The sequence below is a fragment of the Weissella koreensis KCTC 3621 genome, from assembly GCF_000277645.1.
The window spans coordinates 213,600-236,957 of record NZ_AKGG01000014.1; the positions used below are offsets into that span (position 1 = coordinate 213,600).

Annotated in this window: 25 protein-coding genes and 1 pseudogene; 3 read left to right on the forward strand and 23 right to left on the reverse strand. The window is 37.1% G+C overall.

Annotated elements, in window-relative coordinates; all coding sequences use genetic code 11:
- Positions 1-16: 16 nt before the first annotated feature.
- The 15 genes from JC2156_RS06465 to JC2156_RS06535 all read right to left on the reverse strand — a co-directional run bounded on the left by JC2156_RS06465 (position 17) and on the right by JC2156_RS06535 (position 13,855).
- Positions 17-268: a YkuJ family protein gene (locus tag JC2156_RS06465; protein ID WP_006845825.1), complete on the reverse strand. Its 252-nt coding sequence runs from the start codon at positions 266-268 to the stop codon at positions 17-19.
- Positions 265-1,275, reverse strand: coding sequence for a lysylphosphatidylglycerol synthase transmembrane domain-containing protein (locus JC2156_RS06470; RefSeq protein WP_006845826.1), 1,011 nt, complete (start codon positions 1,273-1,275; stop codon positions 265-267). Before JC2156_RS06470 ends, JC2156_RS06465 begins: the two co-directional genes overlap by 4 nt.
- Before the next feature lies 1 nt (position 1,276).
- On the reverse strand, positions 1,277-2,299 hold the full coding sequence (locus JC2156_RS06475) for a glycosyltransferase family 4 protein (protein WP_006845827.1): 1,023 nt from the start codon (positions 2,297-2,299) through the stop codon (positions 1,277-1,279).
- A complete protein-coding gene (locus JC2156_RS06480) occupies positions 2,299-3,543 on the reverse strand; it encodes a glycosyltransferase family 4 protein (protein ID WP_006845828.1) in 1,245 nt (414 codons plus the stop codon). Before JC2156_RS06480 ends, JC2156_RS06475 begins: the two co-directional genes overlap by 1 nt.
- A 334-nt stretch (positions 3,544-3,877) precedes the next feature.
- Entirely contained in the window at positions 3,878-4,189 is a 312-nt protein-coding gene (locus JC2156_RS06485; RefSeq protein WP_006845829.1) for a hypothetical protein, read from the reverse strand.
- A 2-nt stretch (positions 4,190-4,191) separates the two neighbouring features.
- Positions 4,192-5,553: a phosphoglucosamine mutase gene (gene glmM, locus JC2156_RS06490; protein WP_006845830.1), complete on the reverse strand. Its 1,362-nt coding sequence runs from the start codon at positions 5,551-5,553 to the stop codon at positions 4,192-4,194.
- 38 nt (positions 5,554-5,591) lie between these two features.
- A complete protein-coding gene (locus JC2156_RS06495; RefSeq protein ID WP_006845831.1) occupies positions 5,592-6,557 on the reverse strand; it encodes a CdaR family protein in 966 nt (321 codons plus the stop codon).
- Between the two features lies 1 nt (position 6,558).
- Entirely contained in the window at positions 6,559-7,383 is an 825-nt protein-coding gene (gene cdaA, locus JC2156_RS06500; protein WP_006845832.1) for a diadenylate cyclase CdaA, read from the reverse strand.
- 12 nt (positions 7,384-7,395) lie between these two features.
- Positions 7,396-9,456 carry a Na+/H+ antiporter gene (locus JC2156_RS06505; RefSeq protein WP_006845833.1) on the reverse strand — a complete coding sequence of 687 codons (2,061 nt, stop codon included), beginning with the start codon at positions 9,454-9,456 and terminating at the stop codon, positions 7,396-7,398.
- Positions 9,457-9,494: 38 nt separating this feature from the next.
- Positions 9,495-10,385, reverse strand: a complete 891-nt coding sequence (gene murB, locus JC2156_RS06510; protein WP_006845834.1) for a UDP-N-acetylmuramate dehydrogenase — start codon at positions 10,383-10,385, stop codon at positions 9,495-9,497.
- Positions 10,386-10,396: 11 nt separating this feature from the next.
- Entirely contained in the window at positions 10,397-10,930 is a 534-nt protein-coding gene (locus tag JC2156_RS06515; protein WP_006845835.1) for a 3'-5' exonuclease, read from the reverse strand.
- A gap of 2 nt (positions 10,931-10,932) precedes the next feature.
- The gene (locus tag JC2156_RS06520; protein WP_006845836.1) at positions 10,933-11,436 is read right to left on the reverse strand and encodes a GNAT family N-acetyltransferase; all 504 of its coding nucleotides are present in this window, start codon (positions 11,434-11,436) and stop codon (positions 10,933-10,935) included.
- A gap of 1 nt (position 11,437) precedes the next feature.
- Positions 11,438-11,905 carry a tRNA (adenosine(37)-N6)-threonylcarbamoyltransferase complex ATPase subunit type 1 TsaE gene (gene tsaE / locus JC2156_RS06525; RefSeq protein ID WP_013989277.1) on the reverse strand — a complete coding sequence of 156 codons (468 nt, stop codon included), beginning with the start codon at positions 11,903-11,905 and terminating at the stop codon, positions 11,438-11,440.
- A gap of 166 nt (positions 11,906-12,071) precedes the next feature.
- Positions 12,072-13,055 carry a phosphate acetyltransferase gene (pta, locus tag JC2156_RS06530; protein WP_006845838.1) on the reverse strand — a complete coding sequence of 328 codons (984 nt, stop codon included), beginning with the start codon at positions 13,053-13,055 and terminating at the stop codon, positions 12,072-12,074.
- A 110-nt stretch (positions 13,056-13,165) separates the two neighbouring features.
- Entirely contained in the window at positions 13,166-13,855 is a 690-nt protein-coding gene (locus JC2156_RS06535) for a uracil-DNA glycosylase (protein WP_006845839.1), read from the reverse strand.
- Positions 13,856-13,890: 35 nt separating this feature from the next.
- Here JC2156_RS06535 and JC2156_RS06540 point away from each other — a divergent pair, with 35 nt between their 5' ends.
- Positions 13,891-14,463 (forward strand): LURP-one-related/scramblase family protein, encoded by a 573-nt coding sequence (locus tag JC2156_RS06540; RefSeq protein WP_006845840.1) that lies wholly within the window; start codon positions 13,891-13,893, stop codon positions 14,461-14,463.
- A gap of 106 nt (positions 14,464-14,569) precedes the next feature.
- Here the strand turns inward: JC2156_RS06540 and JC2156_RS06545 are convergent, their stop codons facing one another.
- The 3 genes from JC2156_RS06545 to JC2156_RS06555 are packed head-to-tail and all read right to left on the reverse strand — an operon-like array spanning position 14,570 to position 16,197.
- Positions 14,570-14,770: a PspC domain-containing protein gene (locus JC2156_RS06545; RefSeq protein WP_006845841.1), complete on the reverse strand. Its 201-nt coding sequence runs from the start codon at positions 14,768-14,770 to the stop codon at positions 14,570-14,572.
- 15 nt (positions 14,771-14,785) lie between these two features.
- Positions 14,786-15,862, reverse strand: coding sequence for a DUF4097 family beta strand repeat-containing protein (locus JC2156_RS06550; RefSeq protein ID WP_006845842.1), 1,077 nt, complete (start codon positions 15,860-15,862; stop codon positions 14,786-14,788).
- Positions 15,859-16,197 carry a PadR family transcriptional regulator gene (locus JC2156_RS06555; protein ID WP_006845843.1) on the reverse strand — a complete coding sequence of 113 codons (339 nt, stop codon included), beginning with the start codon at positions 16,195-16,197 and terminating at the stop codon, positions 15,859-15,861. The genes JC2156_RS06550 and JC2156_RS06555 overlap by 4 nt, the downstream gene beginning before the upstream one ends.
- A gap of 263 nt (positions 16,198-16,460) precedes the next feature.
- Here JC2156_RS06555 and JC2156_RS06560 point away from each other — a divergent pair, with 263 nt between their 5' ends.
- Positions 16,461-16,892 (forward strand): Fur family transcriptional regulator, encoded by a 432-nt coding sequence (locus JC2156_RS06560; protein WP_006845844.1) that lies wholly within the window; start codon positions 16,461-16,463, stop codon positions 16,890-16,892.
- A 189-nt stretch (positions 16,893-17,081) separates the two neighbouring features.
- Here JC2156_RS06560 and JC2156_RS06565 read toward each other — a convergent pair whose 3' ends face one another.
- Together JC2156_RS06565 and JC2156_RS06570 are read right to left on the reverse strand one after the other, a co-directional pair.
- On the reverse strand, positions 17,082-18,251 hold the full coding sequence (locus JC2156_RS06565) for a DUF2075 domain-containing protein (RefSeq protein WP_006845845.1): 1,170 nt from the start codon (positions 18,249-18,251) through the stop codon (positions 17,082-17,084).
- Between the two features lie 79 nt (positions 18,252-18,330).
- Positions 18,331-19,263 (reverse strand): DUF561 domain-containing protein, encoded by a 933-nt coding sequence (locus tag JC2156_RS06570; protein WP_006845846.1) that lies wholly within the window; start codon positions 19,261-19,263, stop codon positions 18,331-18,333.
- Positions 19,264-19,499: 236 nt separating this feature from the next.
- Here JC2156_RS06570 and JC2156_RS06575 point away from each other — a divergent pair, with 236 nt between their 5' ends.
- Positions 19,500-20,261, forward strand: a complete 762-nt coding sequence (locus tag JC2156_RS06575; protein ID WP_006845847.1) for a (S)-acetoin forming diacetyl reductase — start codon at positions 19,500-19,502, stop codon at positions 20,259-20,261.
- Between the two features lie 220 nt (positions 20,262-20,481).
- Here the strand turns inward: JC2156_RS06575 and JC2156_RS06580 are convergent, their stop codons facing one another.
- The 3 genes and pseudogenes from JC2156_RS06580 to JC2156_RS06590 form a co-directional block, all read right to left on the reverse strand.
- Complete coding sequence (locus JC2156_RS06580) at positions 20,482-21,612, reverse strand: glycerate kinase family protein (RefSeq protein ID WP_006845848.1); 1,131 nt, start codon at positions 21,610-21,612, stop codon at positions 20,482-20,484.
- Positions 21,613-21,804: 192 nt separating this feature from the next.
- Positions 21,805-22,317 (reverse strand): annotated as a pseudogene (locus JC2156_RS06585) (type I methionyl aminopeptidase); the annotation flags it as partial.
- A complete protein-coding gene (locus JC2156_RS06590) occupies positions 22,310-23,137 on the reverse strand; it encodes a hypothetical protein (RefSeq protein ID WP_006845850.1) in 828 nt (275 codons plus the stop codon). The pseudogene JC2156_RS06585 and the gene JC2156_RS06590, both read right to left, overlap by 8 nt.
- Positions 23,138-23,358: the final 221 nt, after the last annotated feature.

Here is a 23,358-nt window from a genome sequence, read left to right on the forward strand (position 1 = left end):
CAATCTAAAACGAGCCTTAAAAAGATAATTTAAATTCTGACAAACGTTCATAGATTTCAACAGCCAAAGCATCTAAATCATCAAAAGCAAATTGGCTTTTATTCCGTCCTTCAGCTAAAGCAAATAAATGTGATGGCTGATCATAGCGTACTGTCACTACATTTACTCCATATAAATCAAAATTACGCTCTTGTAACGCTCTATCAGTGCTCATTTGCATGGCTTGTAGACGCTGAACGATTGTTGTTAACTCACTTGTATCTCTCACGATTTACTCCTTTGTACCGGTATGTTAAAAGCAATAATACCTACAAATAATCCAAAATAATAGGTAATAATACGCCAAATTAGCATGGCCAGTACAAGTGCCCCTGCATTAGGTAAAAAGCTACTAAAAATCATACTAAAGCCAACTTCAGCTCCTCCAGCCCCACCTGGGATCGGGAAAAGTGAAATCACCATTACAATCAAAATATGTAGTGACATGACAAAAATTAATTTGACATGGCTTTGACCCAGCGCTAACAAAATAAAATATGGAATCGCGTAATAAAATAACAATTGTAAAAGTGTCAAAATAATCACTTTACCCAAAGTTTTTAAGTCACGGCCCATTCTTAAACTCTCTTCATGAAAATTATCAATTTTATCCTGAGCTTTTCCATTCCAATTCTGATAACGCTTTTCACTAAACCAACGCACTGGTTTTAAGCACAATTCCACTAATTGATGCGTAACCTTAGGTGAATACATTACCAATAATAATACAGTCACCACAATTAAATGAATGATAAAGCCTAAAACTACAATTAAAGTCATTTGATGTAATTTCGTAGTTAAATATTGAAACCCAATGATTAAAGCAAAAATAAAATTCACTACAATCATACTTTGATAAACGACAAACTTCATCAATAACACCGAGCTTGCCCGGCCGACATCCATCCCCGTTTGAGCTAAGGCAATCAATTGCATTGGTTGTCCTCCACTCGAAAAAGGAGTTATCCCATTACCTAATTGTTCAACTAATGGCACTCGTATGGCATTATACCAACTAATTTTTCCTTTTTTAGAATCTATCATAATTTTCACAATCACAGCTTCTAACAATAAATAAACGATCATGGCACCCAAAGCAATGCCAATCCAGCCCCAGTTAAGCATTTTTAATGAATCCTGGAGTTGTTGGCTATCCACTCGGCGCATCGACCACCAAAAAATTATACCACCCAGCAATAACATCCCTACAAAAACCAAAGTATTTTTTCGCGACATGTTATTTCCTTTCTGCTTGCTCCTGATAAAACTTTTCCCACAAGCCGGCCACATAATCCTTTGAATAACGTTTTGAAGCTTCAAGTGCTTGGTTAATCATTTCTTGCTGTAACTTTGGATCAGATTGTAATTGCTCCAATTGCTTTTGCATCGCATCTCGATCAGGTGCTGCCAAATAATAACCTGCCAAGATTTCTTTATATAGATCTAAATCTCTTAAAATAGTTGGAGTTCCTGCACTAAATGCTTCTAAAGCTGACATTGGAAACAACTCATTAAAACTAGGTAGCAAAAAAACATTCGCCAAATTATAATAATTATTCATTTGATCTCGATCAACAATCCCAGGAAACTTCAAATTAGCAGGTGGATTTGATACAACCTTTTTCAATTCTTCATATCCGGCTGTTATTCCACCAAATGAGAACCCACCTGCCCAAATGAATTGCCATTGTGGATTATCTCGGGCTAATTGAATAAAATCAAAAATTCCTTTTCGTTCTTGAACTTGACCAACGCCAAGGATAATAAAATCATCCGTTTTATACCCCTGGTCTTGTCTGAAAATTTGTTTGTCTGTATTTTCAAGAGGATAAAATTCATCTTTTGTTACAAAATTAGGGATGTAAGTTACATCCTTTGTGGGAATCCCTGCTGCTTCTAATTTAGGAATAAAGGTTGGATTCACGACCACAATATGATCCATTCGCCGATAAAAGGCAAGAACATATCGATAAAAAATTTGCTTAAAAGGCCAAATTAATTTAATCGATCCTTCTAAGGTTTCGGGTAAAAAATGGACATAACCAATTTTACGACCTCGTCCTGGTAGAAAAGTATTTAAATAAAAACTTAAATTAATTGTATGATAATGACTAATATCAGCTTTTCCTAGTTTATTAATCTTAATCTCAAATTGATCGGTAAAACGGTCCTTAAGTAAATTAACTAATTCGCGATATGCTGAGCCCACCCCTTGGCCAGGAACCGTTTCTGCTGATGAAAACATTGTAATTTTTAACATTAGTCGTTCCTCCTATTTTTAAATATTCGGCGACTAAAAATCCGTGCATACTCAGCATCAGCATTTTCAGCCTCTTCTATATCTTCTTCATGATAAACCGCAATTGCCTCTTGATAGAAAGCCTCCACCCGTTGACCAAAAGTTCGTTCATCAATCTCATGCAAAATATTTGTCCGAGAATTCGGATCACCAATCGTCTGTTCATTTTGTGCGGCAGTTAAATACTTTAACATTGGTTCAACCAACTCATCGGTATCACTCACTAATGTCCCTAAATTATCATTAGTAATGACCGTATCTAAATAAGGACTATGCATAGCCACCACTGGTGTATTTCCTGTCATAGCTTCAATATAAGTTAACCCTTGAGTTTCACTTTCTGAGGCTGAAACAAAAACATCTGCCAAGCAATAATAACTATATGCCTTTTCATGATCAACATAACCAGTGAAAATTACATTATCCATAATTTCTAACGCAGCCGCATGATCATGAATAGCTGATTCCGCCGGGCCATCCCCTGCAATAATCAAACGAGCCTCTGGCATTTCTTCCAAAATTTCAGCAAAACTTTCCAAAACTGCTTCAATATTTTTTTCAAACGCTATTCGACCAAGCGATAGTACTATTGGCGTATCTGATGATAGCCCCAATTCTTCTCGTAAAGCCACGCTCTGATCTTCTTCATCAGTATGCAAGACTTTAACCCCTGTGGGAATAATTTCAATTGGTACTTTAATGCCATAATCAATTAATTGCGACCGCGTTTGTTCAGAAGGAGCAATCATTCCCGTTAAGCCATGAGTATAGCCCCTCAATATCACTCCAACACTTCCTGGACGAATAATTCGGCCGTTAAAAATATAATGAGTGTAATCTTCATAATTTGTATGATAAGTATGAACCACCGGAATGTGCAAAGCACGAGCAACTGACTTTCCAAATAGTCCTAATGAAAATTCCGTTTGTGTGTGCACAATATCCAAATTAAGTTCTTTAGAAATTTCTTGGACTTGTAATCCACCACGATAAGTTACCCGACGTTCTTTAAATCCCACAAAAGGAATACTAGCAAAACGATAAACGTTTGGTTCATCAATCCGCTCAGGTGCATTGGGATCAGTTGAAGTAAAAATATACACATGATGGCCTTGTCGTTCTAATTGTTGCCGTAACGTTTCAATTGAGGTCGCCACTCCTGAAAGTTGTGGTAAGTATGTGTCTGTAAAAATACCAACATTCATCGGTTAGCTCCTTTCTAAATGTAAAAACAATATTCTTACATAATAACAAAATTTAAGAACAATTTCCCGCTATTGCACGTAAAAAGCTCCATAGCATGATTATTAAATCAAAAACTAACCTCAATAGCTCATAAATAAAAACCACGTTATTCATCAGCTCCAGCACTGAAAACGCCTGCCATACCATGGCAAAAGCGAGGCCACGTTCAGCTAATTTAAAGCTTTCACGTACTTTTAACCTTTGCTAAATAAAGATTAATTTAAATATAATAGACTAGCTTTTTATTAAAAAAGAAGCTGAAGATCATCTCCAACTTCTTTACCATTAATTTAATTAAGATAGTTGATTTTCTTGCATAATTTTGGCAATAATTTCGTCCATAGCAGGGGTCTTAACCCACTCGATCCATTCCGGAATGGCTACCATTTCATAAATACGGAAATTTTCATTAACATAATTTTCATATTTTTCCACACTAGCAGAGTGTGGAATATTAATTTTCATAATCCGAACTTCTTTTAGCATGCCATGTTCGACCGCATATTCTGCTTGTCCATTATGCAATAAATTACCAATCTCATGATATTTTGTACCATCATTTCGTGTGATTTCTTCAACCACATCTAAGGTTTGAAAATCTGCCATACTTACTTAATTCCCACTTCAGAAATTACAACATCGGTAATGCGCTTAACATAGTTTTCAACTTCAACTTGAGTTGGTGCTTCTGCCATAATTCGCAACAAATTTTGAGTCCCTGAAGCTCGGACTAAGACACGCCCGTTATTACCCATTTCACTCTCAACTTCAGTAATCACTGCTTGTATTGCTTCATTCTGTAAAGCAGCTTTTTTATCTTGAACTTGAACATTCTCTAATTTCTGAGGATAAATCGTAACTTCGGCTGCCAGTTCAGACAACTTCTTACCAGTATCCTTCATAACATAAAGTAATTGTAGAGCTGTCAACATCCCATCACCGGTTGTTGCCCAATCTAAGAAAACAACGTGTCCAGATTGTTCACCACCAACGTTATATCCTGTTTTCAACATCTCTTCAACCACATAACGATCACCAACTGCAGTCTTAATAGATTTCATACCATTTTCTTCCAAAGCTTTGTACATTCCGATATTTGACATAACCGTTGTCACGACCGTATCTTTTTTCAAACGACCGTTTTCATGCAAATATTTTCCGGTGATAAACATAATTTTATCACCATCGACAATAGCTCCAGTTTCATCAACTGCAATCAATCGATCACCATCACCGTCAAATGCCAATCCAACTTGCGCACCCTTTTCAACCACCAACTCAGCTAATTTTTCAGGATGTGTTGAGCCCACTCCCGCATTGATATTAAGGCCATCAGGACTTGTTGCCATCGTCTCAAATTCAACTTCTTCATCCGCAAATAAATTTGAAACTAATCCACTCGTTGCTCCATTTGCAGCATCTAAAACGGCATGAATGCCCGTCAATTTTGAAGGAATAGTAGTTTGTAAGAATTCCAAATACTTAGCCACTCCCACTGGGAATTCAGTGACTGAACCAAGTCCCTCCGCTGAAGGACGAGGCAATGTGTCTTCCGGAGCATCAAGTAAGGCTTCAATTTCAGCCTCAATCGCATCTGATAACTTAAATCCATCAGAACCAAATAATTTAATTCCATTATCTTCTGCAGGGTTATGCGAAGCCGTAATTTGTGCCCCAGCGTCAGCTTGATCAGCTCGCACTAAATAAGCAACTCCAGGCGTTGATATAACACCAAGCTTCAAGACCTCAATTCCAATTGATAGGAATCCAGCAACCAAAGCACTTTCAAGTAATTGACCTGAAATTCTTGTATCACGTCCAACTAGTACACGTGGACGACGACCCGCTTCGGCATGTTGCGTCAAAATTGCTCCTGCAAAACGTCCTACACGAAAAGCCAATTCAGGCGTCAATTCTTTATTAGCAATTCCTCGTACGCCATCCGTTCCAAAATAATGTAAATCTGCCATTATACTTCTCCTAAATATATCTTTATTGTATTCATCAATTATTGTTTAGCTTCAATCTTGACCTGCACAGATTTATGATCTGCAGTCACTCCCTCAGGAATATCAAGATCAATCGTCTGTTGACTATTTTGAACTACATTACTCAAATCTACGGTTGCTGTTAAGCTCGAAACTTCAGCTAACTTTTCAGCATCACCAGAAAGCTTCAAAGAATTAATATCAGCAGTGATATCAAACTGACTGGCATCCCCATTTTTAGTCTCAATTTTTATGGGAACATCTTTCGTCCCTGTCCCTGCTTTAACGGGAATGCTAACAACTGCAGTTGCTGGAGAGATAGTCACATTGACCGCATTTCCGTTAACATCTACTGCTTGTAAGGCAACCTCTTTATTAGTACTTTCCTTAGTGTTGCGATTAAGTTGCACACTAGCCACAACTCGATTGACCGAAGCAACTGCAGTTTGTGAACCAACAATTTGGGCCGTAGTAACGCTTGATGTCACATCACCAACTTGATACCCATCTGCAATAGCCTCTTTATTATAGACAGTTTGTACTTTAAAGTTCTGAGTTGCACGTTTAGCAATATTTATATTAAACGTTTTCTCATTCAATTTATATGTTAATTCATGATTCAATCCGCTAACATTCAACGAAATTTGATGACTACCTTCTGAAAGGCCTTTTAAGTTTGCATAGACCTGAAAATTTTTCGTATTCATAGCTGCTGTAACTAAAGCAGATGGGCCAGTAATTTTCACGTCCACTGTTTCAGGCAAGCCCGTCACAATATAATTATCTGTGCTAATTCCCGAAATTTGTATAGGCATCGTTGATGTATCAGTTTTCTGCAATCCCAACCCGACTAACCCCGTCGAATTCTGTTTTTGCACCGCCGATGACCGACTCAGGGTTGTACCATCTACATAAATAGCTAACAAAACGGCCATTAATAGGGAAAGAATTAGATATACAATCTTACTAAAAGTCATTTTAAACATCTTAATTCTCCCCTCTTTTAAACCAATTCATGAAAAAGAGATTTTTGATCCAATCTTTCTTACCTTCTTGATTTACCAAATTTACCGTTAAGTATTTAATAAAATCATCGTGCGTTAGATCTTGCATCAACTCTGAATTACGCGTTAATGTAATCCCCCCCGTCTCTTCAGAAACAATGATCGTTAATGCATCGGTCACTTCAGAGATACCTACACCAGCACGATGCCTAGTTCCTAATGACTTAGGAATGGTCGTATTATCTGACAATGGTAAGTACGCTGCTGCAACCGCTAGCCGTTCGTCTTTAATAATCACGGCTCCATCATGTAGAGGAGTATTGGGAATGAAGGTATTAATCAACAATGCACCTGAAACAGAGGCATCAATTTTGATTCCAGTTTCGATGTATTCCTCCAGTCCCGTTTCCATTTCAATGGTAATTAAAGCACCAATCTTACGTTTTGCCATATATTGAACAGCTTCATCAAGTTGTTCAACTAATTTTTCCCCAACTTGATGATTTTGTTTCTTAAAAATTTGTGATCGTCCTAAATGTTCCAAGCCTCGTCGAATTTCAGGTTGGAAGACAATGACTAACATGATGACTCCCCAATTGATTAATTGGTCAGTTAACCATGAAATCACCGTCAAGCCAACATAAACAGCCACTAATTTAACCACGATTACAATGGCGACTCCACGGATCAATGTAATGGCTTTAGTTCCTTGCATTAACCGCATCAATTGATAAATAATAAACCAAACTAAAATAATATCAATTACGCGGACAAAATTAATACTCGTTAAAGATGCCACCCAATTCATGCAAAATTCCCCCTATCTTGTTTCATTCATAAGTAGTGCGGTCTCAGAATAGTTAACATCTTGACGTAACTTAACATCCGTTTCCAATGAAATAAAGTGTGCCGCAAAGAGATGTTGGATGGCTTCTCTTTGTGCTTTTAAACCAGCTAATTCCAAATTCAAACGCATCAATTGTTCACTCTTTTCCAGTTGTTCCGTTGACTGACGAGCTTTTCTAATTCGATTACGATATGAAATAATTAAGTTATGTGCCGTTTGATATTCACGTTTCATCTGTCTATCATTCATTGTTTCGAGTTGTATTTCTAAAGCCTTAATCGCAGCTTCGCAACTCGCAGTTCGTGCTAAATCAGATTCATCGCGAATTTGTTGATTTTCTTCATTCGTCAACCAAATTTTGATTGCACGCCAAGCCATTCGAGACCAATATTTAATTCGTTGTAAGTATTGAACTTGACCTGGCTTTTGCACAATATAATTTAAATTATTTTCCAAACGTTCAATCCGTTGAATCTCATTATTATAGACAAACTCCGAAATGGTATGTGCCTTCAATAACTGTTTCAAAGGAGTTAATTCAGCTTCTAAGGCAATTTTTCGCAAACGAACTTCTGATTCCAAAATTGGATTTAAGGCTTCACTGTTCATGTTTTCCAACTGTAATTGGCGAATTTGATGTTGATAATTCAAAACAATTTCATATATTAATGCTGCGTTTTCTTCACGATATTGTTGTTCCAGCATACGCATCGCCGACTGCAAGATATAAACCTGCGCACGTGGTTCAGACATGTGTTGAGCGACTTTTTTAGCTTTTTTAGCTTGTTTTTGAGTTGGTCTTGAAACCAACGGTAGCAATATAATCGCCGCTAACAATGAAATAATAATAACCGTTGCAGAAATAAACAGCATTAATCCCCGAGCTGGGAACGGAGTGTGACCGTCCGATAAGACAAGCGGAACTGATAAAATACCAGCCATTGTAACGGCCCCACGAACCCCACTTAATCCTGAAATAACTGCCGTCTTCCATGTTGGTGATTCTTCTTTATGTCGGTAAAATCGCCAATACTGATTTCCATAGGTCCATATAACTCGAATTCCAAAAATAATGAGCCAAGTTAATACTGCATACAAAAATACCATGGGAAGTGCAAGCCTTCCTGTATTATCAGCAAAGTCACTCATTGCAACTGGTAATTCAACTCCAAGGAGCACAAAGATTGCTCCATTAAATAAATAACCTAAGACATCCCAAGTTTGTAAACCAACTACGTGTAATTCACCGGTATAATTTACATTATTCTTGGTATGCAAATTTGAAATAACAGCGCCCACTACTACCGCAATAACACCAGAAGTATGGAAATGTTCCGCAATCAAATAAATTATAAAAGGACTAAATAGTTGAAGTACAACGACGAAGACGACATCGTGAATGCCACGACTACCAATAAAATCTAAAATCAAATTAATTAACGATATAATAATCGCCCCAATCAAAGCCCCCACTAAAGCCGTATATAAAAACTCCGTGGTCGCTTGCCAAGGTGAGAACGTTCCAGTTACCGCTGCTGCTAAAGCAAATTTAAAGGCAACCAACCCACTTGCATCATTAATTAAACTTTCTCCAGAAACCAAATGTAAAATTTTGCTAGGTAACTTCACGCTTTTAGCAATGGCTTGAACCGCAACTGGATCCGTAGGTGACAAGATTGCCGCTAAGGCAAAAGAAACCGGTAAGGATAATTCCGGTACAAACGTGTAAATCAAGAACCCACCCAAAACCGTTGTTAAGATCACTAAGATAATGGCATTTCCAAAAATCGGTCCTCTTAAGGCCCATAGTTCTCGTTTTGGAAACCGCCAAGCATCAGAATACAATAATGGTGCAATGAATAATAACAAAAACCAACTAGTATCTAAGTTAATTTGTACATTGAAACCTACTGCAACAATTAACCCCAAGGCAATTTCAATTAAACTAACTGGTAATTTAGGTAAAAGATGTGAAATTAGGTTACTTATTAAGACAATTCCCAGTAAGGCAACTCCAGTTTCAATTAATTCCATGGCAGCTCCTTTCTAGTATGGTGTGAAAAATACTATGCTCAGTTTAAGATTCGAACTTCAGTTTCAAGTTGCACTTCAAATTTTTGTGCTACTACCTCTTGAACATGGCGGATAACCCCAATATAGTCATCTGCCGTTGCTTGATTGACATTAACAATGAACCCAGCATGTTTGGTTGAAACTTGCGCTCCACCAATGGTAAAGCCTTGTAATCCAGCATCCATAATTAAGCGTCCCGCATAGTATCCTTCAGGGCGCTTAAAAGTTGACCCACATGAGGGATATTCTAAGGGTTGCCGCAAGGCACGTCTTGTATTGAAATCTTCCATCAACATCTCAATCGACTTAAATTCGCCTGGCTTTAATTGGAAAGTTGCATCTAGGATCACATCCCCTGTTCTTTGAACCAGGCTATGTCGATAACCAAATTCAAGTTCAGCTTGTTGATAAACTTTAATTTCATTGTCAGGAGTTAGGACAGTAATCGAACTAATCCAATCAGCTGACTCGCCACCATAAGCTCCAGCGTTCATGTAAACTGCCCCGCCGACAGAACCCGGAATGCCAGCGGCCCACTCGATTCCGGACAAATTGGCCTCTAAGGCAGCCTGAGTAACATCAATAAGGGCCGCTCCTGCTCCGGCTTTAATCAATTGATCAGTTACCTCAATTTTATTCAAATGACTTAAAAAAATGACAATTCCTTTTAAGCCAGCATCCCCAATTACTAAATTAGAGGCATTGCCTAGAACCGTGATGGGCAAATTTTCACTATGGGCAAATTCCAAGACATTCATTAATTCTTGAACATGGTGGGGCCAAAACGCCCACTCAGCGGGTCCTCCAACTTGGGTGTTCGTATAGTTAGCTAGCTTTTCTTGGCTTTTAATATCAAATCCAGGAAACTTAGCTTGTAAATTAACACTCATCTCTTGTCCTCCTAAATTACTTTTACTAAACTCTTAAGTGGATCAACCCCAAATTCTTGAGATTGTTTCAATAAGATTTGTGCTGCCGCCAAAGTATCGTCTAAGGCGTGGTGATGGTGATGCAATGGAATTTCCAATGCTTCGGCCACAGTGTTTAATTTATGATTAGTTAGTTGTGGGTACAACCGACGTGACGTTTTAACCGTATCAAGTGACAAATAATGTGGTGTAGGTAAGTGATAATATTCCAAAGTTGCTTTTAAAACACTGTTATCAAACGCCGCGTTATGGGCAACTACTAATTGTTCACCAGTATAAAATTGTTGTATTTTCTGCCACACTAACGGGAATTGAGGCGCATCTTCTACATCTTGTGGATGAATCCCATGGATGTTAATGTTTTGCTGACTAAAATCAGTCGGTGGTTTTAGTAAAGAATAAAACTCATCCACAACTTGATCATCACGGACTACCACCACCGCAATTGACACGGCACTATATCTTTTGGCATTTGCCGTTTCAAAATCCATGGCAATAAAATTCATAATTATTTTCCTTCTAAAATCATATCAATAGTTTCTACTAATTCACCATGCGCATTCACAATCTTTTGATTAGAATCTTCGATGTATTTAAAATTCATTTTCTCATAGAGATGACGCGCCCGTGAATTTTGCACCTGAACAGACAAGAAAAGTTGTTGACTAGAACTAAAATTAAAGAACCAGTCTAAGACTGTTTCCATTAATGCTTTTCCAAGGCCTAAACCTTGAACTTGATTTAAAATTGCAACTCCGATTTCAGTAGTTAATTCTTGATTTGGTAAGGCTGTTAAAATACCATATAAATGATCTTGTTCATCAACAACTACCAACATTAATGCATCCGTGGAAACTTGAATTTCCGACAAACTATTTGCCAATTGATCAGGACTAACAGTATCTAAATGTTCAATCACCTCAAAAGTGGTTGACTCTTCTTGTAATTTCAATAATAAATCAATAATTGCTTGAGCATCCTCTGGTTGTGCCCCACGAATATATAATTCCATTTTAATCTTCCATGTCTTGAATCATGGCTGCTAATCGTGAATTAGGACTACTAATCTCAACGTTTCGTAGATCTCCGCTTTCATCATCAGTCAACCTTTTTAGTTCAACTTGAATTACGTCCTCGGGCAAAAGGTCTTGAATGTATTCTGCCCATTCAATCAAAACGACACTGTCTGGGCGGAAATATTCTTCCAATCCTAATTCATCCGCCCCACCCTCTTCACCTAACCGATAAACGTCAAAATGATAGAGTGGAAATTCAACAGTCTCATATTCACGTACTAAGGTAAAAGTCGGGCTTTTTAAAGGGCGCTTGATTCCGAGAGCACGCGCAAATCCTTGGGTAAAAGTTGTTTTACCCGCTCCTAAATCACCTTTCAATAAAATAATGGTTCCTGCTTTAATTTTTTTAGCTAGTTCTCCAGCCAATGCTTGGGTCTCTTCAACCGTTTTTACAATTCTTTTCATAATGGTAATTATATCATTTTTAAAGATATTGGTCTGCTCCCAGCCAAAAACTTGATGCAACCAAATCTCTGCATTGGTATTAAAAAAGGCTGGAATAAAAAATCCCAGTCTTTATAGACGCTTGAATCAAATCGTTCTAATAGTTTATCTTTTGTTCAACTAAAGCCTAACGATTTTCAACAGCTTGTGCGGCTGTAATAATAGCCGTCTTATAAACATCTTCTTCATTAGCTCCTCGTGAGAGATCAGAAACAGGAGCAGCCAAGCCTTGTAAGATCGGTCCTACAGCTTCAAAGCCACCCAAGCGTTGAGCAATTTTGTAACCAATATTTCCTGATTGTAAATCAGGGAATACAAAGACATTAGCATGCCCAGCTACCTTTGAATCAGGTGCTTTCGAAGCAGCCACGCTCTCAACGAAGGCTGCATCAAATTGTAATTCTCCATCTAAAGCTAAATCGGGATCCATTGAATGTGCAATTTCAGTAGCTTCTACCACTTTATTAACTTGTGGTGCTGCAGCTGAACCCTTTGTTGAAAATGATAACATAGCTACCTTAGGGTCAATCCCAAAGACTTGAGCTGTTCGAGCAGATTGAATTGCAATCTCGGCCATAGTTTGCGCATCTAAGTCAATATTGATGGCTGCATCAGCGAAAATGTAACGTTCGTCACCCTTTTGCATTACAAATGAGCCAGAAATACGCTTTGAACCAGGCATAGTTTTAATGATTTGCAATGCTGGTCGAACCGTATCACCTGTTGGATGTGCGGCTCCTGAAACCATTCCGTCGGCCTTATGCAAATAGACCAACATCGTTCCAAAATAATTAACGTCCTTCAACCATTTTGTTGCAGTATCTGCATCAGTTTTACCATTTCGACGTTCAACTAAAGCATTTACCATTGCTTCGTGCTCAGCTTCTGGATATTCAGCAGGATCAATAATCTCAATCCCTGTTAAATCAAAATTCTCAGCTTGCGCAACTGTTTCAATTTCTTTGCGATTTCCCAATAAAATTGGTTGAACCAAATGATCAGCCAAAAGTCGAACAGCAGCACCTTGAATGCGAACATCCTCTCCCTCAGGGAAAACTAAAGTTTGATGTTGATCTCGTACCTTATCAGCTAATTGTTCAAAAAGTTCCATGATTGACTCCTTTTTATTTAACATTATCTATAAATTGTGATGAGCGCGTTTACATTCCTATTATCGCAAATAATGAAGTGTTTTGACAAGTGAAACTTTGCACCAAGTTTTTAATGTATAGTTTGTTGGCTCCAATCAATAGGTTGCGTCTGATGATCAATCAAATATCGATTGATTTGTGAAAATGGTCGGCTACCAAAGAAGCCCCGATAAGCGGATAATGGGCTTGGATGCGGTGCCATTAAAATTAAATGGTTCGAATTATTAATGAAATCTACTTTTTGAGCGGCCTGCTTACCCCACAATAAATACACTAACGGCTGATTTCTTTCATTAATTACATTAATCACTGCATTAGTTAACCGTTCCCAAATTAAATTTGCATGCCCATTTCGTTTTCCAGCAGGAACTGTTAAAATCGTATTTAAAAGCAGAACCCCTTGCTTAGCCCAAGCCGTTAAATCACCATTCTTCGGGGCTGGTTGTGATAAATCATTTGTTAATTCTTTATAAATATTAATCAATGATTTCGGTAAGCCTTGCTCAGCGGGAACCGAAAAACTAAGTCCCATAGCTTGACCTGCATTTGGATAAGGGTCTTGACCGATAAGGATCACTTTAGTATTGGCTAAGGAAGTCAGGGTAAAAGCATTAAAAATTTGATCGCAGGCTGGATAAACGGTCTCATTTTTATAAACCTCTTCAATAAAGGCATCCAAATCCGCCCAATATTTAAGATCTAGTTTTTTATTTAAAGGTTCCCACCAATCGGTTCTTTGTAGGGCATCTAAATTTGACATTTTAATCTCGCTTTCTATCTCCAAGGGGGGCACATATGATTCATCTAATTTTACATCAAACTCAAGCTACTCAACAATATGGTTCTAGTTGGGTCACTGATCAAACTGATCAAATATTTTATTTTTTACGCGGACAACTTCATAAATATTATTATCAACTTCAAATTAATGATAATAAAAACATGTTTCTAGCGGAGATTAAACAAGCGTCTACCGGAATAATCCCACGCTTTAAAATTCAGGCTGGTCAGAAAAAAATTGGTTCATTTGGTTTAGCATTACCAATGCATGAAATTATATATATTCAACGAATTAATTGGATTGTTTTAGCTCATCCTAAAAAACGAGAATATTTTATTTTCCATGGTAAAAAACTCTTATTACATGGATATTTAAATAATAAAAAGCAACTACAAATGGATATCCACCAAACATCCGATCAAGCGCTCTTGGTTTTATTGACTGCCTTTTTAGACCGTTATCAACAAACAATTCTTCCTTTGAGCTTGCCACAAAAATTCAAATTAAACTATCATCAAAGATCATTCAATCCTGCCTTCAACCCTCAATTTAAAAATAATTATCAAACAAAGATTCGTCGGCGTTAAGCTAATTTTAGTTTGTAATGAAGAAAGCTTATTAATTAAAAAACAAAAAGAGGCCAAGACATATTCTTGACCTCTTTATTTATTTTATACATTCGTACATATCAAATTAATTTTGATAGGGGGATTGAGGAATTACTAACAAAAGCAATAAGTATAAAATCCCAAACGGGAAGAATCCCGTGAAAATTATCAACAGCAAGTAGATAATTCGTAAAATTTGAGGGTTCCAGCCAAAGTACTCAGCTACGCCCCCCAATATTCCAGCTAAAACTCGGTCTTGATTTGAACGATAAATTCTTTGTTTCATACTCCATACTCCTTTTTATTTGATGACAATATTGCCAAACGAGGTTTGGGCAATCACATTAAAGGTTGGTTTTTCACCAACTTGGGCTTTTAAATTATCTGAGCCCATTTGAACTTGATGATCTCGTAAAATTCGAATAGACCCCATTGTGGTATGCCCATTCAGATGATAACTGGTTTCCGGCTTAAAGCGAACATTAATATTTCCCAAAGCAGTTCCAAAATCAAGATCATTTAAAACTTGATCCCATTCTAAGGATAGGTTCCCAGCATTCACATCAAAGTCTCCACTACCACTAACATCAACACCATTGACATTTCCTGCAGCAATATTCATTTTGAAATCGGCATAAACCTGACGCAAAGTTAATTCACCAGCCGACACTGATCCTTGCAAAATCTTATTAACAGTGACATCTTTTAAATTAGCTTTTCCTGCACGCAGATCCAGCCGTACATCTTGACTATGTACACGATTCACATGTAACACGCCGGCTGAAACCGTCAAATTTAAATGTTGTTCTAAGGCTAGATCAGTGATAAAAACTTCACCAGCATTGAGTTTCAAATTTAGGTCACCTTGATAAGCCATGGGTAATTCAATTTTGATTACATTCCTAAAGCGACTACGCGTTGTTTCCTTAAAAATACTAAACAGTCCCCACCCTGATAAACGAGGTGTAGTTATATTATAACTCTTTAGACGATCATCAATTTTTACGGCTAACTCAGGATGTTCATGATTAAAAACTTGTTCTACCTTAGGAGTAGACCCTTGCCCTGCGACAATAAAAACCTGCCCTGCGAATACATTGACATTAATTTCTTCATATTCATTACCAGTTTTTAAAACACTAGGGAGATTTTTATTTTGTTCACCATTAATCATTTCAATGATTGGCGTCAAGTCACCCAAATCCTGCATCACATGTTCAATTGCTTTATCTTCTGCAATTTGTGGGTGAGCAATCCGGTAATCTCTTAAAGCTTCATTAGCATCAGCCAAGACTTCTTGTTTAAATTCTTGTAAAGGTAAAATCATTTCATAATCAGCAAAAATCCCATTAATCTTTTGTTCTAATTCTTGATTCATAGGCTTTCCCCCATTAATTCATCAATCGTTTTTTTAGCAAACGCCCACGCCGTTTTCTCAGCTTTTAATCGATCTTTGCCAGCATCCGTTAAAGTATAGTACTTTCGTCGGGCGCCCTGAGTCTCATTTCCATAATAGCTATCAACCAGCCCAGCCTTACCTAATCGACGAAAAACCGAATAGAGAGTTGCTTCATTTAATACATATTCTTGATTAGTTAGTTCGGCAATATCGTGGGCTATCCGATAACCATAAGAATCACCTTGTTGTAAACGATTTAAAACGATCGCATCAGTATGACCACGAATTAAATCTTTTGATAACTCATTCTCCATTTAACATTACCTCACTATATAAATTACTATATCACGCACTACTATTTGTGTCAAAGTAATTTGCAACTATCAATTGTTTAGATTTAATTATAGAAATAAAATATTTATAGCTTAACGAAACTATACAAGCGTAATCACCACCCTCGCTCGTTTGAGCATGGTATAATTAGCTTATTATTAATAAGTGTAAAAATCCCCGACCTGCTTAGATGTAATCTGTCTGAAGTAGCGTTCGTTTAATCCAAGGAGGAACGGTTTTACTCATGAGTGAATTAGAGTACGCCTTAACAGTTTTACAAAACCAAGGAATAAAAAAAACAACCCAACGTCTGAATATTTTGGATTACCTCATTCATCATCGAATTCATCCCAGCGCAGATATAATTGCTAAAAGCTTAAAAATGAATTTAACCACTGTTTATAACACTTTAGAGATATTAATCAGTAGCAAATTAGTTTATGTAATTGATAATAATCAAGATGGTAGAAAGCATTATGATTATTTTGGTCACCCTCACTACCATGTTTTATGTCGAAATTGCGGTAAAATTGTTGACGGTTCTAATATTGATCTGCATAGTTTCCCCAATCTAGCTCATGAAGCTAGCAATTTTTTAATTGAGCAAACCAGTTTGGAATTTATTGGTCTGTGTGAAGATTGTCAAAAATTATTAGGTCTCACTGAAAATAACTAATAATAATTCTCAAAATTGAATCTAGGTATCTCATTGCAATTTTAAAGGCTAGGAAACATCCTAGTCTTTTTTTATTGATCCGATTGATTTAATCTAACAAAAAAGAGCTCCTAATTTAAGAGCTCTTAACTATTCGATGTTAGCATCAACCATAATTATTTTTAGATGACCATCAAAGCTATTCTAAAATTAACTTTCGCCTTGATTAAGCTCCATCAAGCGAGCGCGTAGATCATCATCATAAGCCGTCAAATAAAGGCCATATTTCCCACGTTTCATCAAAACGTTCAAGACATTTGCAATAAAGTCTTGATACTCTTCCTTACTAAATTGGCGATCTTTGCGCTTCTTAAAGATTTCCTTATGTGAATATTTCTCTGGGATAATCGTCATTGAATCAGTCTCAGGATCATAACCAAAGGAAGGTCCAATAATCATACCAACATAATTCAAATCAAAGCCTTGTAAGGTATAAATAGTCCCTACTTGTGTGATTGAACCTTCGCGTTTGGCCCAATGTGTTCGTTGAGGATCCCACTCGTCCCAAGGCAAACTAAAGGTATCCATCTCAACATTGTGTCGTCCATCAATACGTGGAAAGCCTGAAGTTGCAACTACTCGACTCATCCCAACTTCTTTATTCTTACTTTTGATTTCTTCAAATAGTCCACCAGCGGTGTTGAACATTTTAAATTCAAAATCACTATTATTAGGAAATGATGTTAGTGGCTTTTGAGCCGTTAAATCATCCATCCAGGCAACTTGTTTATCACTCGCTACCATTCTGTATTGAAAATTCATATCAAACATCTTATATGGATGGTTACCAATCGTTTTAAATAATAGTTCTTGATCCCAATACATTTTTGATTGGAAAACTTGAGCAAAATCGTACACAACAACGACAACCTTCGCTAAATTCATTAAATCAGTTAATTGGTTCTCACCTCGATAATGAGCATATGGTTCTGATTTTGAATATAGTAGATGTGCTTCATCCACAAAAATGATGTCATATTTTTTATGATTTTTTTGGGCATCATTAATCAATGCGGTTGGCCGCCGAATTGATTTGACATTCATATTTGGAATTGATTCACCCAAATCCTGATAAGCTTTATACAATTCCGGATGATTAACTACTAAAGCAGTCTTATAACGCTGATCCGTCATATACTGACGAACAAGTTCCATCAAGACTACAGACTTTCCAGTTCCTGCAGCACCTTGAATTACAGCGACTGAATGTAAATTCTGATCCAATCCTTGCTTAATATAATCATTAATATTTGTAATAACGTTTTTCTGATCTTCTGAAAGATCATCTACAAAAAATTGTGCTTTTAATATTTTATTCATTGATTTATTACCCCTAATCTAGTCTATATTTTAGCATAATTTTAAAGCTTGCTTTCATTAAAAAACTAAACAAAATGATCTAGTTCCTTTCTAAATTTTGGATAACTCGATGGGCCTCTTGAAACAAATCTTCAATAATTTGTTTCACTGGCCGGCGTGTTTTAATTAACCCCGCAATTTCACCAGCCATAATCGAACCATTTTCCATATCACCATCAAAAGCCGCTTTAGATAAAGAATGTAAAACTAATTTTTCTAATTCATCCCACGTGGCTCCATCTGCCTCTAGAGCTATATATTTTTCAATCATCGGATTTTTTAACGATCGAACGGGAGCCCCCGCTCGTTGGCCCGTCACTGTCGTTGATGTATCATTGGCGTTAATGATTGCCAACTTGAAAGCCTCCGAAATCGGTGTTTCATCCGCCGTTAAGAAAAGTGTTCCAACTTGCACTCCCTGTGCACCAAGAGCAAATGCAGCAGCTACCCCACGGCCGTCCCCAATTCCACCTGCTGCAATCACTGGAATTTTTACCGCTGAAGCTACTTGAGGGACCAAAGCCATAGTGGTAGTAGATCCAATGTGCCCACCAGATTCCATACCTTCAGCTACAACTGCCACCGCACCAAGCGCTTCCATCTTTTGTGCTACTTTAACTGATGGAATGACAGGGATCACTTTGATACCTGCGGCCAATAATTCTGGCATATAACGTTTTGGAGTCCCAGCCCCGGTCATGACAATTGGAACTTTTTCTTCAATAATGACCTTAACTAAATCAGCAATATTGTCCATCATTAACATCAAATTCACCGCAAAAGGTTGATCGGTTTCAGCCTTAATCTGGCGGATTTCAGACCGTAAACCTTCAGGATTCATCCCCACTGAAGTTAAAACGCCCAGGCCACCAGCATTGGCAACGGCAATCACTAATTCATGTGTAGAAATTCGAGCCATTGATCCTTGAATTAGTGGATATTTAATTCCTAAAATTTCTGTTAACTGTGTCATGCACCTATCCTCTTTTCTAATGAGTCATGATCTAACATAATATTTTACCTTTAATCATAAATTATACTCTGAGTATTTTATAACAAAGTGAAAAGTATAACAATATATCTAAATCCGTTATAACTACTTACCATTTATGTTATGTGACTAATTATTGGTATATTTATCAAAACAAGCGTAAAATTATAGGTGTTCATAAGTTACGGATCTTTCATATAGTAAAGGAGTGTATTTTTATGTCAAAAGTTGCGATTGTTACTGGTGCGGCCCAAGGAATTGGACTTGCTATTGCAAAACGTCTCTATCAAGATGACTTTAAAGTCGCCTTGGTTGATTATAAAATTGATGCAGCTCAAACAGCGGCAAACGAGCTTGGGGAAAACGCCATTGCGCTTCAAGCCGATGTTTCTAAACGTGATGACATGTTTAGAGCAATCAAGGATACGGTTGAAAAATTTGGTGATTTAAATGTTTTGGTAAATAACGCCGGTTTAGGACCTACTACTCCAATTGATACGATTACTGAGGAACAATTCAAGCAAGTTTATGGCGTCAACGTTGGTGGCGTCCTCTGGGGAACTCAAGCCGCACATCAGGCTTTTAAAGAACTAGGCCATGGTGGAAAGATTATCAATGCTACTTCACAAGCTGGAGTTGTTGGTAATCCTGAATTGGCCCTTTATTCTGGAACTAAGTTTGCGGTTCGAGGTATTACTCAAGTAACTGCTCGTGATTTGGCAGAGGAACACATTACTGTCAACGCCTACGCTCCTGGAATTGTTAAAACGCCTATGATGTTTGACATTGCTCACGAAGTTGGCCAAAATGCAGGTAAAGATGATGAGTGGGGAATGCAGCAATTCGCTAAAGATATCGCATTGAAGCGCTTATCAGAGCCTTCAGATGTAGCAAATGTTGTTTCATTCTTATCTGGACCGGATTCAGATTACATCACTGGTCAAACTATTATTGTCGATGGTGGGATGCAATTCCATTAAAATCATAAATAAATTTAAAACAAAGCATCTACTGGTTAATTCAATCTGGCAGATGTTTTTTATTTTGCTTTATCAAAAGCTGTTAATCGTTATCAAAAGCCTTCAATGTAAAAGTAGCTTACCGCTGTTGAGAAAATTTCACTTACGAAATATTATACTTGAACCTTTGCCACAAAATAAAAAACGAAATCCTAGCTAAGCAATTCCGTTTCATTAATCTTTATTTAATCAAACGAGCGATATTTTCAGCCGTTCGCTCCAAATTTTTAACACTCTCTGCTAAAGCTGATTCAAGCGGAACAGCCCCCGGTACAATACTGAAAATGGCATCCATTCCCAAATCATACAACGCCTCACTCCCCTGACCAACAAAACCAGCTAAACCAATGACTTTGGCCTCAGGTGCTACTTTTTTCACCACCTTTGTGGCGCCCATTGGTGCTTTACCAAACTGTGTCTGGAAATCAATTGATCCTTCACCCACAAAAGCATAGTCGGCACCTTGAGCCTTATTCGCCAAATCCACGGCATCAATTACTAAATCAATTCCGGAGCGAATTTGAGCTGGGGTAAAGGCCAAGAAGCCAGCTCCTAATCCCCCAGCAGCTCCAGCCCCTGCCACATTAGCTATCTTAATTTGAAGTTGCATTTCTAAAATATGAGCATAGTTTTTCAACGCTTCATCCAATTGAGCAACCATCGCTGGTGTGGCGCCTTTTTGTGGACCAAAGACCGCAGAAGCACCATTGTCCCCAATTAAAGGATTAGTAACATCTGCAGCAAGTAAGATTTCTGAACCCGCTAAACGAGGATCTAAGTTAATCATATCAATAGACTGTAAATTGATTAAATCAGCTCCCCCTCGAGCTAAGGGTTGATTTTGATGGTCTAAAAAGCGTACTCCTAATGCTTCAGCCATCCCCACGCCACCATCATTTGTTGCTGAGCCACCTAATCCAATGATAAAACGACGCACATCATGATCCAAAGCATCCTTTATCAATTGACCAGTTCCATATGTGGTCGTAATCAAGGGATTCATAGTTTCCGTATTGACCCACTGTAAACCTGAAGCAGCGGCCATTTCAATCACAGCTGTTTTTCCGTCACCAAGAATTCCATACGTCGCCTTAACCGGAACTTCCAATGAGTTCAAAACGGTTGCTTCAATCAATTGACCATCAGTAGCGTCAACAAGCGTTTGTACCGTTCCTTCACCACCATCGGCCATGGGAACTAATGTATAATCAGCATCCGGAAAAACTTTCCCTAGTCCACGTTGAATCGCCCTAGCAGCATCTTGCGCTGTCAAACTACCTTTAAATGAATCAGGAGCAATTATAAATTTCATTTCTATACCTCATCTATTAAATTATTATTCTTATAATTAATATTATGGGCTAAAATTATCTTTTTGACCAAAAAGATTAATAAAAGATAGACACAAGTTCCACTAAATTAAAATATTCATCATTTTAAAATAATAAAAAGCCTCCATTATTAAAATGGGGACTTATTTTGTTTATTTTTAATTTAGCTTTCTTTACTTCAAAAGATATTTAGCATCAAAGTCTGGATCCTGTGAAGTTAAAATTTTAGGACCATCTTCAGTAATAGCAACCACGTGTTCATATTGAGCAGACCATGAACCATCAATTGTGCGAACGGTCCAACCATCTTCTGCAGATGTTTCGACTTCCCAACTTCCCAAATTAACCATCGGCTCAATGGTAATCGTCATTCCCGGTTGTAATCTTAATCCTCGACCAGCGACCCCATCATGTAGCACTGTTGGTTCTTCATGCATAGTTGGTCCAATTCCATGCCCAGCATAATCAATAACATTTCCGTAGCCATTTTCGTCCTCGATATAATGATTCATGACTGCCCCAATATCACCCAAGCGATTCCCAACTTGAGCTTGGTCAATTCCCAAATACATGGCCTTAAAGGTCACATCCATCAATTTTTGAACCTCTGGACTAACATTACCAACTGCATAACTCCAAGCTGAATCAGAATAGGCTCCATTTAATTCTACAACAGTATCAACCCGCTATTTTTGGATCTTGTAAAGCTACAAAAGGTATTCCTAGTCCTTGCTTAGATCTAACATCACTATTCAAGTGCCTGCCCTCTTGAATTAATGAATGAATTAAAATTTCGAAATTTTCTGGGCTTTTTATAGAATCTAATAATCCTATCTGCAAAACCTTTAGAGTATCAGCATGATGTGCAAAAAAATCATTATTATTTTTTCCACCAGGAATAATGCCATATTGAACATGATATGACATTAAAGTTGTTGTAGTTACAGTTCTGGTTGCTATATTGGCTGTTCCAAAAATCCAGCCTAATATTGGATCATGCCCTAAAGTAGAAAACCTATGCCCTTTTCCTCCACCCAAATTTTCACCAAACATTTTAGAATTATTTTGAGTATCAAATGGAACTGGATTACTATCAATCTCTGCAACCGTCGTATGATAGTATCCTTTCCTTCTTAAATCTCTATTAATTTTATCTTTTACTCCTCCATGAGAATTCTCAGCAGCCTCTTTATCACTCAATCTAGAACTTTTAGTATATTTATTAATTTTAGCAGCAAAGATTTCTTGTCTGACCACCTGCAATCCAGTAGCTAAGAATAATACCATCAAATCTGTCTTATTGGTTATTCCCGTCCTCTTCATGAATTCCCGATCAATATCTTCTAATATATCTGGAGTATCATTCAAAAATTCAGCTACCCGAGTTGTCTCGTCAATAACCTTATTTTGATCTTCTAGTGATTTACCAACTAAATCAAACGATTCAGTTTCTTTAACTACATTATTTTTTTCTTCAATTTTTTTTAACCTATTTAACTTATTCATTTCATTCTATATTCCTTTAGATACATAAATTTATAATCATTGAATAGCTCTTCACATTAACTATATTAATATATACTTTAATTTCATAATCTTATTCTAAAATGATTCTAGATGTTTAATTATTTTTTTCTATATATATTTATCATTTCCTCACTTTTTCATTAATGATTTTTTATATATTAATTTAATTATATATATTTTTAGTATATTATTTGTAATCA

Bases quoted from the DNA above. Each gene is read 5' to 3' on its own strand.
- JC2156_RS06470 (WP_006845826.1), bottom strand. From the start codon at position 1,275: ATGTCGCGAAAAAATACTTTGGTTTTTGTAGGGATGTTATTGCTGGGT.
- JC2156_RS06475 (WP_006845827.1), bottom strand. From the start codon at position 2,299: ATGTTAAAAATTACAATGTTTTCATCAGCAGAAACGGTTCCTGGCCAA.
- JC2156_RS06480 (WP_006845828.1), bottom strand. From the start codon at position 3,543: ATGAATGTTGGTATTTTTACAGACACATACTTACCACAACTTTCAGGA.
- JC2156_RS06485 (WP_006845829.1), bottom strand. From the start codon at position 4,189: ATGGCAGATTTTCAAACCTTAGATGTGGTTGAAGAAATCACACGAAAT.
- glmM (WP_006845830.1), bottom strand. From the start codon at position 5,553: ATGGCAGATTTACATTATTTTGGAACGGATGGCGTACGAGGAATTGCT.
- JC2156_RS06495 (WP_006845831.1), bottom strand. From the start codon at position 6,557: ATGTTTAAAATGACTTTTAGTAAGATTGTATATCTAATTCTTTCCCTA.
- cdaA (WP_006845832.1), bottom strand. From the start codon at position 7,383: ATGAATTGGGTGGCATCTTTAACGAGTATTAATTTTGTCCGCGTAATT.
- JC2156_RS06505 (WP_006845833.1), bottom strand. From the start codon at position 9,456: ATGGAATTAATTGAAACTGGAGTTGCCTTACTGGGAATTGTCTTAATA.
- murB (WP_006845834.1), bottom strand. From the start codon at position 10,385: ATGAGTGTTAATTTACAAGCTAAGTTTCCTGGATTTGATATTAAAAGC.
- JC2156_RS06515 (WP_006845835.1), bottom strand. From the start codon at position 10,930: ATGAATTTTATTGCCATGGATTTTGAAACGGCAAATGCCAAAAGATAT.
- JC2156_RS06520 (WP_006845836.1), bottom strand. From the start codon at position 11,436: ATGGAATTATATATTCGTGGGGCACAACCAGAGGATGCTCAAGCAATT.
- tsaE (WP_013989277.1), bottom strand. From the start codon at position 11,905: ATGAAAAGAATTGTAAAAACGGTTGAAGAGACCCAAGCATTGGCTGGA.
- pta (WP_006845838.1), bottom strand. From the start codon at position 13,055: ATGGAACTTTTTGAACAATTAGCTGATAAGGTACGAGATCAACATCAA.
- JC2156_RS06535 (WP_006845839.1), bottom strand. From the start codon at position 13,855: ATGTCAAATTTAGATGCCCTACAAAGAACCGATTGGTGGGAACCTTTA.
- JC2156_RS06540 (WP_006845840.1), top strand. From the start codon at position 13,891: ATGATTCATCTAATTTTACATCAAACTCAAGCTACTCAACAATATGGT.
- JC2156_RS06545 (WP_006845841.1), bottom strand. From the start codon at position 14,770: ATGAAACAAAGAATTTATCGTTCAAATCAAGACCGAGTTTTAGCTGGA.
- JC2156_RS06550 (WP_006845842.1), bottom strand. From the start codon at position 15,862: ATGAATCAAGAATTAGAACAAAAGATTAATGGGATTTTTGCTGATTAT.
- JC2156_RS06555 (WP_006845843.1), bottom strand. From the start codon at position 16,197: ATGGAGAATGAGTTATCAAAAGATTTAATTCGTGGTCATACTGATGCG.
- JC2156_RS06560 (WP_006845844.1), top strand. From the start codon at position 16,461: ATGAGTGAATTAGAGTACGCCTTAACAGTTTTACAAAACCAAGGAATA.
- JC2156_RS06565 (WP_006845845.1), bottom strand. From the start codon at position 18,251: ATGAATAAAATATTAAAAGCACAATTTTTTGTAGATGATCTTTCAGAA.
- JC2156_RS06570 (WP_006845846.1), bottom strand. From the start codon at position 19,263: ATGACACAGTTAACAGAAATTTTAGGAATTAAATATCCACTAATTCAA.
- JC2156_RS06575 (WP_006845847.1), top strand. From the start codon at position 19,500: ATGTCAAAAGTTGCGATTGTTACTGGTGCGGCCCAAGGAATTGGACTT.
- JC2156_RS06580 (WP_006845848.1), bottom strand. From the start codon at position 21,612: ATGAAATTTATAATTGCTCCTGATTCATTTAAAGGTAGTTTGACAGCG.
- JC2156_RS06590 (WP_006845850.1), bottom strand. From the start codon at position 23,137: ATGAATAAGTTAAATAGGTTAAAAAAAATTGAAGAAAAAAATAATGTA.